The organism is Vampirovibrio sp., assembly GCF_041737375.1.
Taxonomy (GTDB): Bacteria; Cyanobacteriota; Vampirovibrionia; order Vampirovibrionales; family Vampirovibrionaceae; genus Vampirovibrio.
This window is the reverse complement of the sequence record NZ_JBGSRV010000003.1, coordinates 168,629-180,818: the sequence shown is the minus strand read 5'-3', so window position 1 is coordinate 180,818 and position 12,190 is coordinate 168,629. Positions and strand designations below refer to the sequence as shown.

The window sequence follows — 12,190 nt, the reverse complement described above, 5'->3', positions numbered from 1 at the left end:
GCCGGGAAGCATGGATCAATCGGGCCATTGCTTTACTTACCAGTGGTTCTGGTTAGTTAGTTTCTGGAAGTTGGCATGAATCAGCTTGGGAAGCACGTCTATCAAGCGGAAAACTTCAGCGGCCTCTTTGCCAAACATAACGCATCTTCTTTGGCCTTCGTGCTTTACGTTAGAACATTCAATTGCGTACCAGCCGGGTGGTGCTGGCGGATTGATGAAGCTTTTTTTCAGCGGCAAGCCATCGTACATGCTCTTGGGTAGGCCTAAAGTGGGCTTCTGAGCGGCATCAACAAACCAAATGCAAGTGTGCGTGTTTCCACAAATAGGGCAGGGGCTTTCGGCGCTGCATTCAATTTCAGGCTTACGCATGATAATCACCCTCTATCATTGCTTTCAGGGTTTCTACTGGCTGAAGGATTCCTTCACGGCGTAGCGTCTCAATCCGCACAAAGTCGGATCGTGAATCTGAGCGCATCCAGGGGTGAAGCCTGAACCGCCAGGCCCAACCCAATAGCTGAACAAAAACGCCGTCTGCCTCTTCTTGCAGATGTGAAAATAAAATAATAGTGGCGCGTCGGCTGGCTTTGTTAGATCGGTTAAACCGGAACTTTAACGCCTGCCCACGGGTGGTTTTCACGTCTACCGCTTCGCCAGCCCAGTGAAAATCAACCCCTCCATCCCCTGATAAACCATCCTTGAAGTCTTTTAATGCCTGCTCGGGAGAAAATCCAAAGAAATGGAAGGTGGCCAGCTCGCCCAATAACCCGGTGGTTTCGGCGTCTGGGTTCCAGCGTGTTGTACTGGCCCAGTCCTTCATTCTGAGCTTGGATAAAGCTTTGATGGTTTCATAGGTTGGCATATCAAGCCGTAAAACCGTATGAGGCAATTGCCGGAAGCAAAAGCTTTTGTAAGTGGAAATAAAAGCCTCTTGGCCTTCCTGGGTTAAGTGTTTTCCCTTCGGCGTGACACCAACCAATGGGGCCATGGCGTTGATGGTACTAGGCATGTTTTTTCCCTTTCTGTACATGTTGCGTAACTTCCTGCATTTGCACCAGTCCGGCTTGAGCCAAAGTGGCAAAGGCATTTGAGGCTTGAAAGTCCTGCCATGCTTCTGAGTCCAAAGGGACGTAAAAGCGAATTTCTACAAAGGGATGTGAAAATTTATGGGTCATGATTGGATCCTTTATTACTGACTCCAGGCACAAAAAAAGCCCTGCCACCAAAGAGCGATGGCAGGACGTAAAAGTCAGTAATAAACGTTTATGTCTGACTGGTAGTCTTATAGCCTGTTCTTTGGGGCTTAGGCTTGTCGGTGCCTGATGAACTTAATAATGCCAGATCGAGAAAAGAATATAACGTACGCGATCCCGTACTGAAACCCGTACGCAATAGATGAACAGGGTGTTTTAAGAGCTTAACAAAGCTTAATGATTTCCCATTTCCCATTACTTTTGTTTTTCTTTAATTTGTAGTTAAGGTTCTTATCATTCCATATGTCATTTATTCGATTTTTATTACTGAGGAAGGCTCCTGATTTGCTGTAGCCAAATTCTTGTTCTATTTCATTTATGGTTCTTGGTGTACACAAGAACAAAGCAATTTTCTGTTGTAACCCGCCCTTTGATGTTTTCGGAGCGAGTTCAGTAAACAGTTCTTTAGGATAGGCTTCTTCTTCTCTTATAACCACTCGGTTGGAAAATAAAGGCTGTTTTTGTAAATATTTTTGTTTGCAAAATCCCCAAAAATCTGATGCAAAGTAGGGGAACTCCAACACTCGATTGCGATAAGCCAGTCTTTGACCTTTGAGTTCAAAGTGGGCATCCAGTTGCTCTTGCAAACTCATTTTACGTCTTTTTTTAAGGTAAATCCCGACTATCTCCCAAGCTGTCGTACCTTGTTGATCTTGTGGAAAACCCAACTCATTATCTAAGCGATTCAAAGCATCTTGTAACACTGCATCAGGTGTTTTTCTTGCTGACCGGGACAATTCCAATTTATTCTGCGCCTTTAGCATCGCCGTCAGCCGTTTTTCTTGCTCTGCCTTGGTTTGGTCTTTGGGAAAGTTTTCTTCTATTTTCACACCCGCTTGAAATCCAGGTAGATCCCCCATATCGAGCATCATGATTTCAAAAGCTATTTGCAAACAGTCAAAGTCATCCATTCCGGTTAAGGGCTGATAGCATTTATAGTGCTTCATTGGCTTCGCCTCTTTTTATGGAGTCCGAAAATTCGTTAAGGGCTGATAGCATTTATAGTGGTTCATTGGCTTTTGATCCCTGTGTTTTAGCAAGACTCTCTTCAGAAGGGTTGCGGCTCACCTTCTTAATTTAGCGTTATTAGCGCTTGCCTTTTAATTACTGACTTTAAAACGGGTGTACTGAATCAGGCCAGATATTCAAAAATAGTTTCAGACACAGCCTTTTTGATCGGCCATGGCTAAGCCTCCACCGAAGGAAAAGATTCTTCGGGGTGCTTTTGAAGGAGGAAGACAGCCAGATCAGTCAACTCTCCAATGCTGCGATCAGTTCGCTGTTTCTCGCTGTCTAAAAAGGCTAAAGTTTCCGCCTCTACTCGGCAGCTCAAAACAACTTTAGGCTGTTTGCCTTCTTTATCGCTTCTCGTGGGACGGCCTGCGCCATCCCGCTTACCACCTCTAGTCATATTAGATCCTCATCAATGAATGTCTACATTATTCAAATATATCTAACATCTACCTATATTACAAGGTTTTAGAAATAAGTTTACAAAAAACAAACCTCTTTAAAGAAAATCGTAGACATAAATCAAATCGGTGTTATTATGGAATTATGAAATTCGTAGACTTTAATCTATAAACACAGTAGGCAAGACAAAAAAGGAAACCGGCAAAATGGACATCCCAACATCGTTATATCCAATGCAGAAAATCTACGAAGAAGCGGGCTTTGATGCCGAAGGCTCCCGCAGGTTAGCCGGGTTGTTTGAATTAATCCTCAGCATCCGGGCGAGACGCCAAAGAGAAGCTAACGAAGCCGCAAGCTCGGTTTCTGAGACTCCCAAGTCTCTTACGTAAGAACACTACCTAAACGAACCCATCGACACTTGGAGACTCTGATAAGCAGACGAGGAAACGCACTACCCGATGATAACCGGCCAGCTTGTCCCGTCTGTTTTTTGGGGGCTTGTTCTGATATCGAAACTCTTACCCTTAACATTCCGGCCATGGCCGCATAAAGAGCCCTTGAGACTGGAACTATCAAAGGCTTAGCCGCTATTTTGTTGATGTGGACAAAAACAAAATGTAATTATTGAAAGGGGAATCATGGCGATAGCACAAGAGAATAACAGCAATATTTTTCGATTCTATCAGTTGTTGACTTCCATAACAGAAAGCACTCTGGTGGCATTATGGGATAAGCTGAACTTACTGGGGAATCCTCTCACAGAAGAGGCTCAAGTTGCGGCCTATCTACAGGGAAATGTTCAAGAGTGGCTTTTTCAGACCGAAAGTTTAGAGGCCACAAAGGCGCGAAAGCAAAAAATTCTTGAATGTACAGAGGAAAGCCCAGAACCCTTTGCGGAGCTGTTCAGTTGGTTTACAGAAGAGCAAGTTTTCACCCTGAAAAAATTGGCTGAGATGGAAGATATTAATATCCAATTTCTAGAGGAATATAAAAAACAACAATTTGCCATAGAAATCCAAGAATTCAGGGCTGCCATATCAGCTTTACCTCATGACGAGTTTAGGAATCTGATGGTTAAGCTTGGGTGGGAAGACAAGTTACTTTAAAGGCAGCTCAATCTTCAAGCCAGAGCCTCAAGAGCAAACGGAAATTTAAAAGATGATGCTCAGGTGTTAAAAGCATAAAACTCCTGCTTATGGGGCTGCATTTGATGGCTGAGCGTTTCATTGTTAGCGACCAACGGAAGAGACAGGCTGTTTTTCATGGGTTTGGGTTTTGACGCGCGGAGGAGAATTGAAATTTTGGCCAAAGGTGACGGCTGATGTTCTGAAAAATGGTTTTGAATGTTGGTAAATGTAAACACTTGCCCCAAGAAGCTCACTTTTCAAGTTTTTTAAAGATTTGAATTTGTGAAAAATTCGCCTTAAACCCTCTCCCTGAAATGGAACTAAGGATTTTCATCCGTCTACTACAGTGTAGGCTGCTCACACGTCGTCGTTATATATATATTATTGGTGACGTGTGAGCATGCACTATAAAAAAGGAAGCTTCTTTCTTAGCAATATTTCCCGCCTGTTTCTCTCCGGTTCACGCAAAGGTTTTCCTAAACACAAAACCCAAGTTGCTCATTCGGGCCAACCTGGGTTCATGTGGTTTATGTGAAAAATTGGTGTTTGCTAAAATTTATGCTGCCTTGCTCGGCGTAAAGCCCAAAGATAACAACACCTCTTTGGCTTCTGGTTTGGTCATCTCCAGACTTTTTATAAGAAATGCGGGGATGCTTTCGGGCAAAACGTACCACCATCCACGCTTATTGCCGGGGTTCCGGTGTGCTGGCAGGGAATTTTCTTCTACCCAACCTCTAACCATGTCATCGGTCACAATCGGGTTAACCTTCTGGATGGCGCGCGCCAAGCTTCCCGTGGTAATTCGTTTCATCATGCAAGCCCCCCATTTCTATTTAGTTAATGGAACCGTCACAATATCATTTTAGGCTAAAGGACTGGAAATTTTGTTCCAATGCTAACTAAGGCTAACTTTTACGACAATTTCCGATTTTTTTCGAATCCATTGGCCATTTATGTAAATTGATGAGCGGTTTTGTGCGCCCTGAATAGTTGTTAAAATGGACAACTACAACAAAAGTTCAACATTTCAGTAAAAGTCAGGAGTAATGGAATATGTCTAAACGCAATCGCGAAGCGGTAGCTCAGTTGGTAGAGCGCCTGCTTTGCACGCAGGATGTCGCGGGTTCAATTCCTGTCGCCTCCATTTTACTTCACTCTTTAAAGTCTAAAATTTTGATCGGTGATTGTAAGTTCGATCGCTGTTAATGTAGCGTCTCCCATTGTGATGGTAGGCGTTTTTTGCTTGGGTTTGGAGCGACTGAGTGGGCATGAGAGGCGCTGGGTAGGCTCTCTGAGCCGATGCGAAATCAGTCAAATACCTGTCATGCTCTGCTGAAAAGCGAATAGGCTATTGAAAAAGCTGACTTGGTTCAGGGTGCTAACTTGAGCAGCACGGCCCGAACCGGAGAGGCTTCCAGACTCATGAATTTGAGCGGTAAGGCGCTTAAAAAATAAGTCTCTGGTTGATGGGGCCGGATTTTTAAAGCGCTTAAATCCAGATTTTCCAGCCACACCACACCGCCTTTCAGCAAGGCGTGATGGGTTTCCAGTGTTTTAGAGTCGATGGCGTCCACCGAGGGGGTATCGATGCCCACTAACAGGACGTGATGGGCAATCAGCTTTTCCGCCAAATCCACGGATATACAGGGGTAAGTGTCCTCAAAAACGTCATAGCGAATGGATGGGCTGGTTTTAAATAAAATCCGCTGCGGAAACGTGGAATAGCCCATCAGTTGGCTTTCCACCTGATGCCAGCCAATCTCGCCTGTGTGCGGGGAGAGATCCACCACCACGGTTGGCCCCATAAACGGGGTTAAGGGCAGTTGCCCCACCGTTTCCGTATTGTGAGCAGGCTGGTTTAAATCGCCCTGAATATGAACCGGCGCGTCCGCATGGGTGCCCACATGGGGGCTCATGGTAAAGGCGGATAAATTAATCACCCCAGACTGATCGTGGTGAACGGTGATATTGCGCTGAAAGGCAGTATCCCCCGGAAAACAGGCGGTTTGGCTGTCGATGGGCTGGGAAATATCAATGATTTCAAACGGCCCCATCATGTGGATACCGACACTCCCGATACATCAAACTGGAAATGGGTTTCCAGAATTCCGGCTTCCTGATGGCGAGGGGGAATCAAACCCAATTGCGCCAGCAACGTTTGCAAAATCAATTCTAGTTGCTGGGGTTCATACCCGGAGGCCACCTTAATGAAAATACCCAGCCCGTCCGAAAATTTGGGGCTGGGGCCCAGTCCTACCGCCAAAAGTCCATCCGCCCCTTCTTTGGCGATGAGTTTGATATTCAATGCCTGAAACTCACTCATCAGCCGGGTATCCAGCCGGTTTTTTCCGCCAATCAGCATCGGGTTATTTCGAATCAGTTCAGAGATTTCATCCCAGCCGCCTAAAATGTCGGTTAATTCATCCGGGGCTTGGCGCATCAAATCTGGGCCCACCGGCATGACCAGTGCATGATAAAGCTGGGCGGCTTCTATGGCGTTCATTTCATAGTTGGGCATGCCGCACCCGTCAACGGTTTCCGCCAGCGTCGTTTTACCCAGTAAATATTGCAATAATTGCCGAAGGCGTTGGTAGGGTTCTATGTGGGATGACAGGTAGGATTGCAGCGGTTGTTGCTTTGCTTTTTGATACAGCAAATGGGCCAGATGTTTTCCGGCGCAAGGATGATTGAGTGTGCTTTTGTCCGAGCTGGAACGGCCATTCATGGACCGACAGGCAGGGCATTGCAGGTCGGAGGGCTGCAAGTTGCCAATGTGTAACATGTCTTGCAGTAATTCAATTTGTTCAGGATCGCCACTGTGGGAGGCGCTCATTAGCGCAAAATGGGCGTCGCTCAGTTGAGGATAAGCGGCCTTTAAAGTGGGGTATAACACCATCAGCTGGAAAGGTTTCAGCAGGGAGCGGCTCCACAAGGGGGCCTCGGTATTGCCAATTTTTAGCAGGGAACGACCGGCATTGGCGAACAGTTTTCGATCTTCAGCCCAAATATAAACGATGCCCTGAACGCTGATTTCTGGAATATGAGAGCGCAGGGTGGTGTAAATAGGGGCCCAAGGTAATTCCGGGTGGTGTTGCTCCGTGGGCATTAGCAGGGCACCGCTTTCTTTTCCGGGGCGAAATGAGGCATCACTTCATCGGCGAATAAGCGCATTTGCTCGCTGACTTCCTGATGGGTGAGCCAGCCAAAGTTAAACCATAAAATAACGTGGCTGCACCCCATCTCGTCACGCAGCGCTTGCAGTTGTGCCACGCACTCTTGCGGGGTACCGATGATGTAGAGTTTTTTCAGTTCTTCCAGCGGGGGGCAGGTTTTAAAATCGCCCAGGGCGGCTTGATAATGAGGCAAATTGCGTTCAGCGTATTCCTGCACCACGGCGGGGTTTTGATGAATGTAAATTTGGCGGGTCACCGGAAAACGATCCCGAGAAACATCATGCCCTAGAGGCTGAGCGATATCCCGGTAGGTTTCATAAAGCGCAACCAGGTGTTCCTTACTAGAGGTTGAAAAGGACATGACCCCGTAATCCCGCTGTGCGGCCAGCTTCACCTGCTCCATATCCCCGGTGGCCAAAAACAGTTTGGGACGGGGAAGCGTATAGTAAGGCTTTGGCACCAAGGCCACCTCGGGAATATCGTAGTACTGGCCTTGAAAGCTGAAGCTTTCCCCTCGCAAGCCCCGATCCAGAATTTCAAGGGATTCCAGAAAACGGGCTCTGGCTTCTGCCTGGTTGATTTTAAAGCCTTCAAATTCCCAGGGCCGATACCCGCAGCCCACCCCCAAATCCAGACGCCCCTTGGAGAGCAAATCAAAAACCAGCGCCTCTTCGGCCACCAGTAACGGATTGGAAAAAACAATATTGCGAACTGCTGTACCTACCCGGATTTGCCGGGTATTTTCAATAATTTTCATGCCAAACATGAGCGGCTTGGGGGTAATCCCGATTTCTCCCTGAAATTGGGGCAGACCGGTTTTGCATGAAAAGTGATTTTCGGACAGCCAAATGCCGTAAAAACCCATGTCATCCGCCATTTGGATCTGCTCCAGAGATTCCGCGTATTTTTCAGCCGGATCTTTCCCGTTGGGACAAACCAGTGCGATAAATTTGGAAAATATCATGGCCACCCCCCCTCAAACAGATTTGTATTCTATCATTCAACAAGCAAAATCGCTTGGCAAGCTCGCTCTGTTGTGCGGATTTGGCCCGGTTACTGAATAGAACAGTCCATGTTTATAGACAGATGGCCAATGGCGATGGCAGACGCCATTTTGTATCATAAGAAGGTAAGGTAATGAAAAATTACTTTGCAAAGAACCCTCTTCCCGATTGGAAGGGGGTTTTCTTTGGGGCAATGGGCAGAGCGGCGCTGGCGTGAAGCGGGCTGAGCCAACCCTCTGTCTTGTTCATTCCAGGGGGTTCGGGCTAGCATGTTTTTTTGTTGTGACTGCTGAAAGGGTGTGGGTATGGATTTAGGCGTTGCGGGCCGCAAGGCGCTGGTGTGCGCTTCTTCTAAAGGACTGGGCAAAGCGGTTGCCAAGGCGTTGGCGCAAGAAGGGGTTCGCCTATTCTTGTGCGCCAGAAACGCGGAAACGCTGGCGGCGGCAGTGGCTGAAATTCAGCAGTTTTCTACTCACCCCGTATTGTGCAGCGTGGCCGATCTGGCCTCTGCCGAGGGGCGGGAGCGTTTGATTGAAGCGGTTCGGGCTGCTTTTGGCGACCCGGATATTCTCATTCACAACGTGGGAGGCCCTAAGCCGTCTCGCACTGCCAACACCGAAATGCTGGCCTGGCAGGAGGGCTTTGAGCAGTTGTTTCAAAGCGTGGCGCATCTCAATGCGGCGTTTTTGCCCGGTATGAAAGCGCAACGCTGGGGGCGGATTATTTGCGTCACCTCTCTCAGTGCGTTTGAACCCATCCCGGAACTGGCGGTGTCTAACGCCTTTCGTCCGGCCATTACGGCCATGTTGAAGGCCTTGGCCAATGAGGTGGCCCCGGACCAGATTACGGTGAATTGCGTGGCGCCCGGCATGATTTTAACCGATCGCACCGAAGAACGGCTGGCCGATCATCTGGCCAAAAATCCACACAGCGATCGGGCTTCCTGGCTGGCCGATTACGCCCAGTCCATTCCTGCCCGCCGGTTGGGAAATCCCGATGAATTTGGCCCCCCGGTGGCCTTTTTATGTTCGGAGCTGGCTTCATACATTACCGGGAGCACCTTGTGCGTGGATGGCGGAAAACGTCGGGCCTACCACTAAAAATGGGGGTAAACCGGCTGGCTGCTTATTCTTCCGCAACAATGGCGTATGCAATCAAGCCCGCCAGTACGGTAACGCCAAAATAGTTGCATACCCAGCCGCACCCAATGGCCAAAGCCAGTGCGCTCAAGGTTTGCCATGGCGCTTTTTCGGCCATGAGCCCGCATTTGGTAAAGGCGTAACGAATGCTAAGCAGGGGGCAGCTTGTTGCGCCCTGGGTCAATACCTCGGAGGGCAAGGCCTCGTGAGCGGGTGTTTGAGTTTCCGGGTTGCGCTGGTTGGCGCTATCCAGCGCCGCTTGAATATCGTCTGGCGTTTGATCGGGGTCATGGTAAGTCATGGCCATTTTCCTTTTCTGGATGCTTGGGTCGGTTGCTCTTTCTCCTTATCGGTTCATTGCTTTAAAACTGTAGAGAAATGTTTGATATGTAGTAAAATGGGCCTAAAGCGTTTCGGTTGGGCGAGGGTGTCCCAATCGGCTCTAAGAGTGATGTGGAACGAGCTTAAAATGCGTGAAATAGACGGTTGGCGGTTTCTGGGCTATTACGGCGTTATTTATTTGCTGATTATGATTGTAATCGTGGTGTGCTACCCTTTGGCGCAAACCTTCGCCAAGCCCATTGCTTCGCTGGTTTTCCCCATTGCGGGTAATAATTCGTTGTTTAAAAACATGATGGTGACCACCGGCATGTACTGGGGCGCGTTGTTGTTTTATACCTTGGTTATCCAGAAGATTCGTCTCAAATTCTGAATAAGCACGCAGAGTGGGCGGAAAAACAGTCTCTCAGCGGTACGGAGAATGGACAGATAGACTGGTTTGAACTATGCTGTTCTCTTAAATCCCACTCAATCAGGTGTTCACGTTTATGACCGCTTATGAGTTCAACAAGTTTTTTGCCCTGGAAGAGGCTGTGGAAGAACTGCCCTGGGTTGTGGGGCAGCTCAAGCAGGCTCATGCTGAAATGAGAGAGCTGCGAGATGCGGCCATTCTCAGTAAAAGGCTGGTATTGGCCCGTCAAAATAGTGGCCGTAAAACTACAGACGCTGAAGTGGTAGCGCTTCAGGAGCGCTTTGAGGCGTTTGAAGAGGCCGTGGCCGCCTGGGTGGATAAGTTTGGCCAGCAAGGCATTATTTTACGGGATGTGGATGCCGGGCTGATTGATTTCCCTTACCGGGCTGAAAGCACCGGAGAGGTGTATTTGCTGTGCTGGCGTTTGAACGAAGATGGCATTTTCTATTTTCATGGCGTCAATGAAGGCTTTGCCGGTCGGCACCCCATTACCCTGTTACCGGATTAAATCGTATTCTTTTTGAGAGAAGAGAGAAAACAGTTGGCTTCAGCGGGAAAACGATCCTCCATTCAATGGTTTGTGCTGGCTGCCAGCCTGACTGCTTTGATTTTGGGCGGCTTTTGGCTGTACAGCGTTTTATCAGAAGTGGGGCTGAACGCTTTTTTGCCCGGTGGGAATGGCACCCATTCAACCACCGTCAAATTGAAGCCGCAGGCCATTTATTACGTCAAAAAAAAGCTGGACTTGCTTGATATGCGGGTCATTCGGGTCATCAGCAAACAGCAGCCCCAGGAATTTTTGATTGTGGACGGGGTGGCCAGCGGCTTGGTGGACAAAGTATTTGCCAAGGAGCCTGATTTGGTTTGGGCCAATTTAATGGCCAATCAGCTGTTGCGGCTGCGAGAAGTGGGTGATGGGGCCAGTAGCCCGGTCTCCATTGAAATTCAGGATTTAAAAACCTTAAACGCCGGTTTTATCCAGAACAACCAGCATCAATTGCCCTACTGGCAAATTGAAATTCGCTTTAAGTTAAGCAATGAGCCGAATTCACGCTTTTATCAGGCCGGGGTTCTGCGGAACGCCGATGGCAGCCACTCCGAAAGTGGCAAAGACACCTTGCTGGTGGGCTACGCTCAAAAAGAAGCCTTCCAAAAACCCTTGATGAACGACTTGTTAAACCAGCTCATCTTTGAGCGAAACTAGGGGGCCTGCTAGGGAGCCTACTAAAGGATTCAAAATGACCCTCTGGATTTCGGGAGCCACCGGTTTTTTAGGCCGAAATTTTTTGAATCATCTGGTTCGGCATTACCCGGATTACGCCATCACTTGTCTGGTTCGCGATCCGGTTAAAGCAAGCCAGCAGTGGCCGGAAATACCCCGCAATGTGCACTGGTTGGCGGGCGATTTGTTAGCGCCAGAAACGTATCGGGATTCCCTTCGGCAAGCGGAGCGGGTTTTTCATTTGGCGGCTCTGGTTGGCCTGAGAAATGGCCCGGAATTTTACCAACAAAATACCGAGGCCACCCGGTGTTTAACCGACACCTTGCACATGAGCGATCGGCTGGAGCGCTTGGTTTATGTCAGCAGCATTTCGGCCATCGACCGCCCATGGGAAAGCCCTGCCACACACTTACTGAACGAACAGTCGCTGCCTCAACCCCATACGGATTATGGCAAGTCCAAGCTACAGGCCGAGCAAATCATTCAAAGCAGCGGCCTGCCCCATACCATTTTAATTCCCGCCTATATTTACGGCCCTCACGCTCGTCCTAACTCCAGTCTGGATCGACTGATTCGGGATATGGTATCGGGCAAAAGCTATACCCGCTTTCCGTTTCCGGGGGAGGTCAGTGAAATTTATGTGGAAGATTTGGCCCAGGCGCTGTGGCTGGCCGCATTTCATCCCAATACCCTGAATCAGCGTTTTTTAATCGCCAATCCCCAGCCGGTGGGGGTGGATAAGGCTTATCAATTGTTGGCCTCGGCATTGGGCGTTTCATGGCGCAATCAGGGCCAGCATGCCGCCCGTTTGGGCCGGTATCAAAGCCGCTGGTATCAAGCCCAGCCTGATAGTTTGATGTTACGCATTTTGTTTGAGCGATACTTTGCCTGCTCATCGCACTCATGGTATCAGGCCACGGGGCAAGTTCCCCGCTACGGGCTAGAAGAGGGTATTCAACGCACCGTGGGTTGGTACGCACAACAAGGCTTGCTGGTTCGTTAAACACTTAATCTCTTCTTTTTCTGGGCTTGATGTCTTTATAGGGTTTAAGCTTTTTTAACAAAAGCACACCAAAACAGGTTGAGTGGGTTTACTAAAGCAGCTTATCGA

The 12,190-nt window shown here is 48.4% G+C and carries 17 protein-coding genes and 1 tRNA gene; 8 read left to right on the top strand and 10 right to left on the bottom strand.

What is annotated here, in order from left to right; all coding sequences use genetic code 11:
* Window positions 1-36: 36 nt before the first annotated feature.
* The 5 genes from ACEW81_RS01585 to ACEW81_RS01565 all read right to left on the bottom strand — a co-directional run bounded on the left by ACEW81_RS01585 (window position 37) and on the right by ACEW81_RS01565 (window position 2,661).
* A complete protein-coding gene (locus ACEW81_RS01585) occupies window positions 37-369 on the bottom strand; it encodes a hypothetical protein (protein ID WP_373531209.1) in 333 nt (110 codons plus the stop codon).
* Window positions 362-1,006, bottom strand: a complete 645-nt coding sequence (locus ACEW81_RS01580; RefSeq protein WP_373531208.1) for a hypothetical protein — start codon at window positions 1,004-1,006, stop codon at window positions 362-364. The genes ACEW81_RS01585 and ACEW81_RS01580 overlap by 8 nt, the downstream gene beginning before the upstream one ends.
* Window positions 999-1,172, bottom strand: a complete 174-nt coding sequence (locus tag ACEW81_RS01575) for a hypothetical protein (protein ID WP_373531207.1) — start codon at window positions 1,170-1,172, stop codon at window positions 999-1,001. Before ACEW81_RS01575 ends, ACEW81_RS01580 begins: the two co-directional genes overlap by 8 nt.
* Before the next feature lie 242 nt (window positions 1,173-1,414).
* Window positions 1,415-2,197: a hypothetical protein gene (locus tag ACEW81_RS01570; RefSeq protein ID WP_373531206.1), complete on the bottom strand. Its 783-nt coding sequence runs from the start codon at window positions 2,195-2,197 to the stop codon at window positions 1,415-1,417.
* A gap of 239 nt (window positions 2,198-2,436) precedes the next feature.
* Window positions 2,437-2,661 carry a hypothetical protein gene (locus ACEW81_RS01565; RefSeq protein ID WP_373531205.1) on the bottom strand — a complete coding sequence of 75 codons (225 nt, stop codon included), beginning with the start codon at window positions 2,659-2,661 and terminating at the stop codon, window positions 2,437-2,439.
* Between the two features lie 208 nt (window positions 2,662-2,869).
* Between ACEW81_RS01565 and ACEW81_RS01560 the strand changes: the two genes are divergently transcribed.
* Entirely contained in the window at window positions 2,870-3,052 is a 183-nt protein-coding gene (locus ACEW81_RS01560; protein ID WP_373531204.1) for a hypothetical protein, read from the top strand.
* 249 nt (window positions 3,053-3,301) lie between these two features.
* A complete protein-coding gene (locus tag ACEW81_RS01555; RefSeq protein WP_373531203.1) occupies window positions 3,302-3,769 on the top strand; it encodes a hypothetical protein in 468 nt (155 codons plus the stop codon).
* 577 nt (window positions 3,770-4,346) lie between these two features.
* Here the strand turns inward: ACEW81_RS01555 and ACEW81_RS01550 are convergent.
* A complete protein-coding gene (locus tag ACEW81_RS01550) occupies window positions 4,347-4,604 on the bottom strand; it encodes a hypothetical protein (protein WP_373531202.1) in 258 nt (85 codons plus the stop codon).
* A gap of 263 nt (window positions 4,605-4,867) precedes the next feature.
* Here ACEW81_RS01550 and ACEW81_RS01545 point away from each other — a divergent pair.
* Window positions 4,868-4,934 (top strand) — tRNA-Ala (locus ACEW81_RS01545).
* 226 nt (window positions 4,935-5,160) lie between these two features.
* Here ACEW81_RS01545 and ACEW81_RS01540 read toward each other — a convergent pair.
* Genes ACEW81_RS01540 through ACEW81_RS01530 form a run of 3 tightly spaced genes read right to left on the bottom strand, consistent with a single transcriptional unit; the run spans window position 5,161 to window position 7,927 of the window.
* On the bottom strand, window positions 5,161-5,847 hold the full coding sequence (locus tag ACEW81_RS01540; protein ID WP_373531201.1) for a cyclase family protein: 687 nt from the start codon (window positions 5,845-5,847) through the stop codon (window positions 5,161-5,163).
* Window positions 5,844-6,896, bottom strand: coding sequence for an asparaginase (locus ACEW81_RS01535; RefSeq protein WP_373531200.1), 1,053 nt, complete (start codon window positions 6,894-6,896; stop codon window positions 5,844-5,846). Before ACEW81_RS01535 ends, ACEW81_RS01540 begins: the two co-directional genes overlap by 4 nt.
* Entirely contained in the window at window positions 6,896-7,927 is a 1,032-nt protein-coding gene (locus ACEW81_RS01530) for an LLM class flavin-dependent oxidoreductase (protein ID WP_373531199.1), read from the bottom strand. The genes ACEW81_RS01535 and ACEW81_RS01530 overlap by 1 nt, the downstream gene beginning before the upstream one ends.
* 345 nt (window positions 7,928-8,272) lie before the next feature.
* On the opposite strand from ACEW81_RS01530, the gene ACEW81_RS01525 reads away from it, so the two are divergent.
* Window positions 8,273-9,067, top strand: a complete 795-nt coding sequence (locus ACEW81_RS01525) for an SDR family oxidoreductase (protein WP_373531198.1) — start codon at window positions 8,273-8,275, stop codon at window positions 9,065-9,067.
* A gap of 25 nt (window positions 9,068-9,092) precedes the next feature.
* Here ACEW81_RS01525 and ACEW81_RS01520 read toward each other — a convergent pair whose 3' ends face one another.
* Window positions 9,093-9,407 (bottom strand): hypothetical protein, encoded by a 315-nt coding sequence (locus ACEW81_RS01520; RefSeq protein WP_373531197.1) that lies wholly within the window; start codon window positions 9,405-9,407, stop codon window positions 9,093-9,095.
* Window positions 9,408-9,575: 168 nt separating this feature from the next.
* On the opposite strand from ACEW81_RS01520, the gene ACEW81_RS01515 reads away from it, so the two are divergent.
* The 4 genes from ACEW81_RS01515 to ACEW81_RS01500 all read left to right on the top strand — a co-directional run bounded on the left by ACEW81_RS01515 (window position 9,576) and on the right by ACEW81_RS01500 (window position 12,082).
* Window positions 9,576-9,818, top strand: coding sequence for a hypothetical protein (locus tag ACEW81_RS01515; protein ID WP_373531196.1), 243 nt, complete (start codon window positions 9,576-9,578; stop codon window positions 9,816-9,818).
* Window positions 9,819-9,933: 115 nt separating this feature from the next.
* Window positions 9,934-10,365, top strand: a complete 432-nt coding sequence (locus ACEW81_RS01510) for a DUF2203 domain-containing protein (RefSeq protein ID WP_373531195.1) — start codon at window positions 9,934-9,936, stop codon at window positions 10,363-10,365.
* Between the two features lie 33 nt (window positions 10,366-10,398).
* Window positions 10,399-11,061 (top strand): hypothetical protein, encoded by a 663-nt coding sequence (locus tag ACEW81_RS01505; protein ID WP_373531194.1) that lies wholly within the window; start codon window positions 10,399-10,401, stop codon window positions 11,059-11,061.
* 34 nt (window positions 11,062-11,095) lie between these two features.
* Window positions 11,096-12,082 carry an NAD-dependent epimerase/dehydratase family protein gene (locus ACEW81_RS01500; RefSeq protein WP_373531193.1) on the top strand — a complete coding sequence of 329 codons (987 nt, stop codon included), beginning with the start codon at window positions 11,096-11,098 and terminating at the stop codon, window positions 12,080-12,082.
* Window positions 12,083-12,190 lie beyond the last annotated feature (108 nt).

Bases quoted from the DNA above. Each gene is read 5' to 3' on its own strand.
- ACEW81_RS01515 (WP_373531196.1), top strand. From the start codon at position 9,576: ATGCGTGAAATAGACGGTTGGCGGTTTCTGGGCTATTACGGCGTTATT.
- ACEW81_RS01575 (WP_373531207.1), bottom strand. From the start codon at position 1,172: ATGACCCATAAATTTTCACATCCCTTTGTAGAAATTCGCTTTTACGTC.
- ACEW81_RS01525 (WP_373531198.1), top strand. From the start codon at position 8,273: ATGGATTTAGGCGTTGCGGGCCGCAAGGCGCTGGTGTGCGCTTCTTCT.
- ACEW81_RS01570 (WP_373531206.1), bottom strand. From the start codon at position 2,197: ATGAAGCACTATAAATGCTATCAGCCCTTAACCGGAATGGATGACTTT.
- ACEW81_RS01520 (WP_373531197.1), bottom strand. From the start codon at position 9,407: ATGACTTACCATGACCCCGATCAAACGCCAGACGATATTCAAGCGGCG.
- ACEW81_RS01580 (WP_373531208.1), bottom strand. From the start codon at position 1,006: ATGCCTAGTACCATCAACGCCATGGCCCCATTGGTTGGTGTCACGCCG.
- ACEW81_RS01540 (WP_373531201.1), bottom strand. From the start codon at position 5,847: ATGATGGGGCCGTTTGAAATCATTGATATTTCCCAGCCCATCGACAGC.
- ACEW81_RS01510 (WP_373531195.1), top strand. From the start codon at position 9,934: ATGACCGCTTATGAGTTCAACAAGTTTTTTGCCCTGGAAGAGGCTGTG.
- ACEW81_RS01530 (WP_373531199.1), bottom strand. From the start codon at position 7,927: ATGATATTTTCCAAATTTATCGCACTGGTTTGTCCCAACGGGAAAGAT.
- ACEW81_RS01500 (WP_373531193.1), top strand. From the start codon at position 11,096: ATGACCCTCTGGATTTCGGGAGCCACCGGTTTTTTAGGCCGAAATTTT.
- ACEW81_RS01555 (WP_373531203.1), top strand. From the start codon at position 3,302: ATGGCGATAGCACAAGAGAATAACAGCAATATTTTTCGATTCTATCAG.
- ACEW81_RS01550 (WP_373531202.1), bottom strand. From the start codon at position 4,604: ATGATGAAACGAATTACCACGGGAAGCTTGGCGCGCGCCATCCAGAAG.
- ACEW81_RS01560 (WP_373531204.1), top strand. From the start codon at position 2,870: ATGGACATCCCAACATCGTTATATCCAATGCAGAAAATCTACGAAGAA.
- ACEW81_RS01585 (WP_373531209.1), bottom strand. From the start codon at position 369: ATGCGTAAGCCTGAAATTGAATGCAGCGCCGAAAGCCCCTGCCCTATT.
- ACEW81_RS01535 (WP_373531200.1), bottom strand. From the start codon at position 6,896: ATGCCCACGGAGCAACACCACCCGGAATTACCTTGGGCCCCTATTTAC.
- ACEW81_RS01565 (WP_373531205.1), bottom strand. From the start codon at position 2,661: ATGACTAGAGGTGGTAAGCGGGATGGCGCAGGCCGTCCCACGAGAAGC.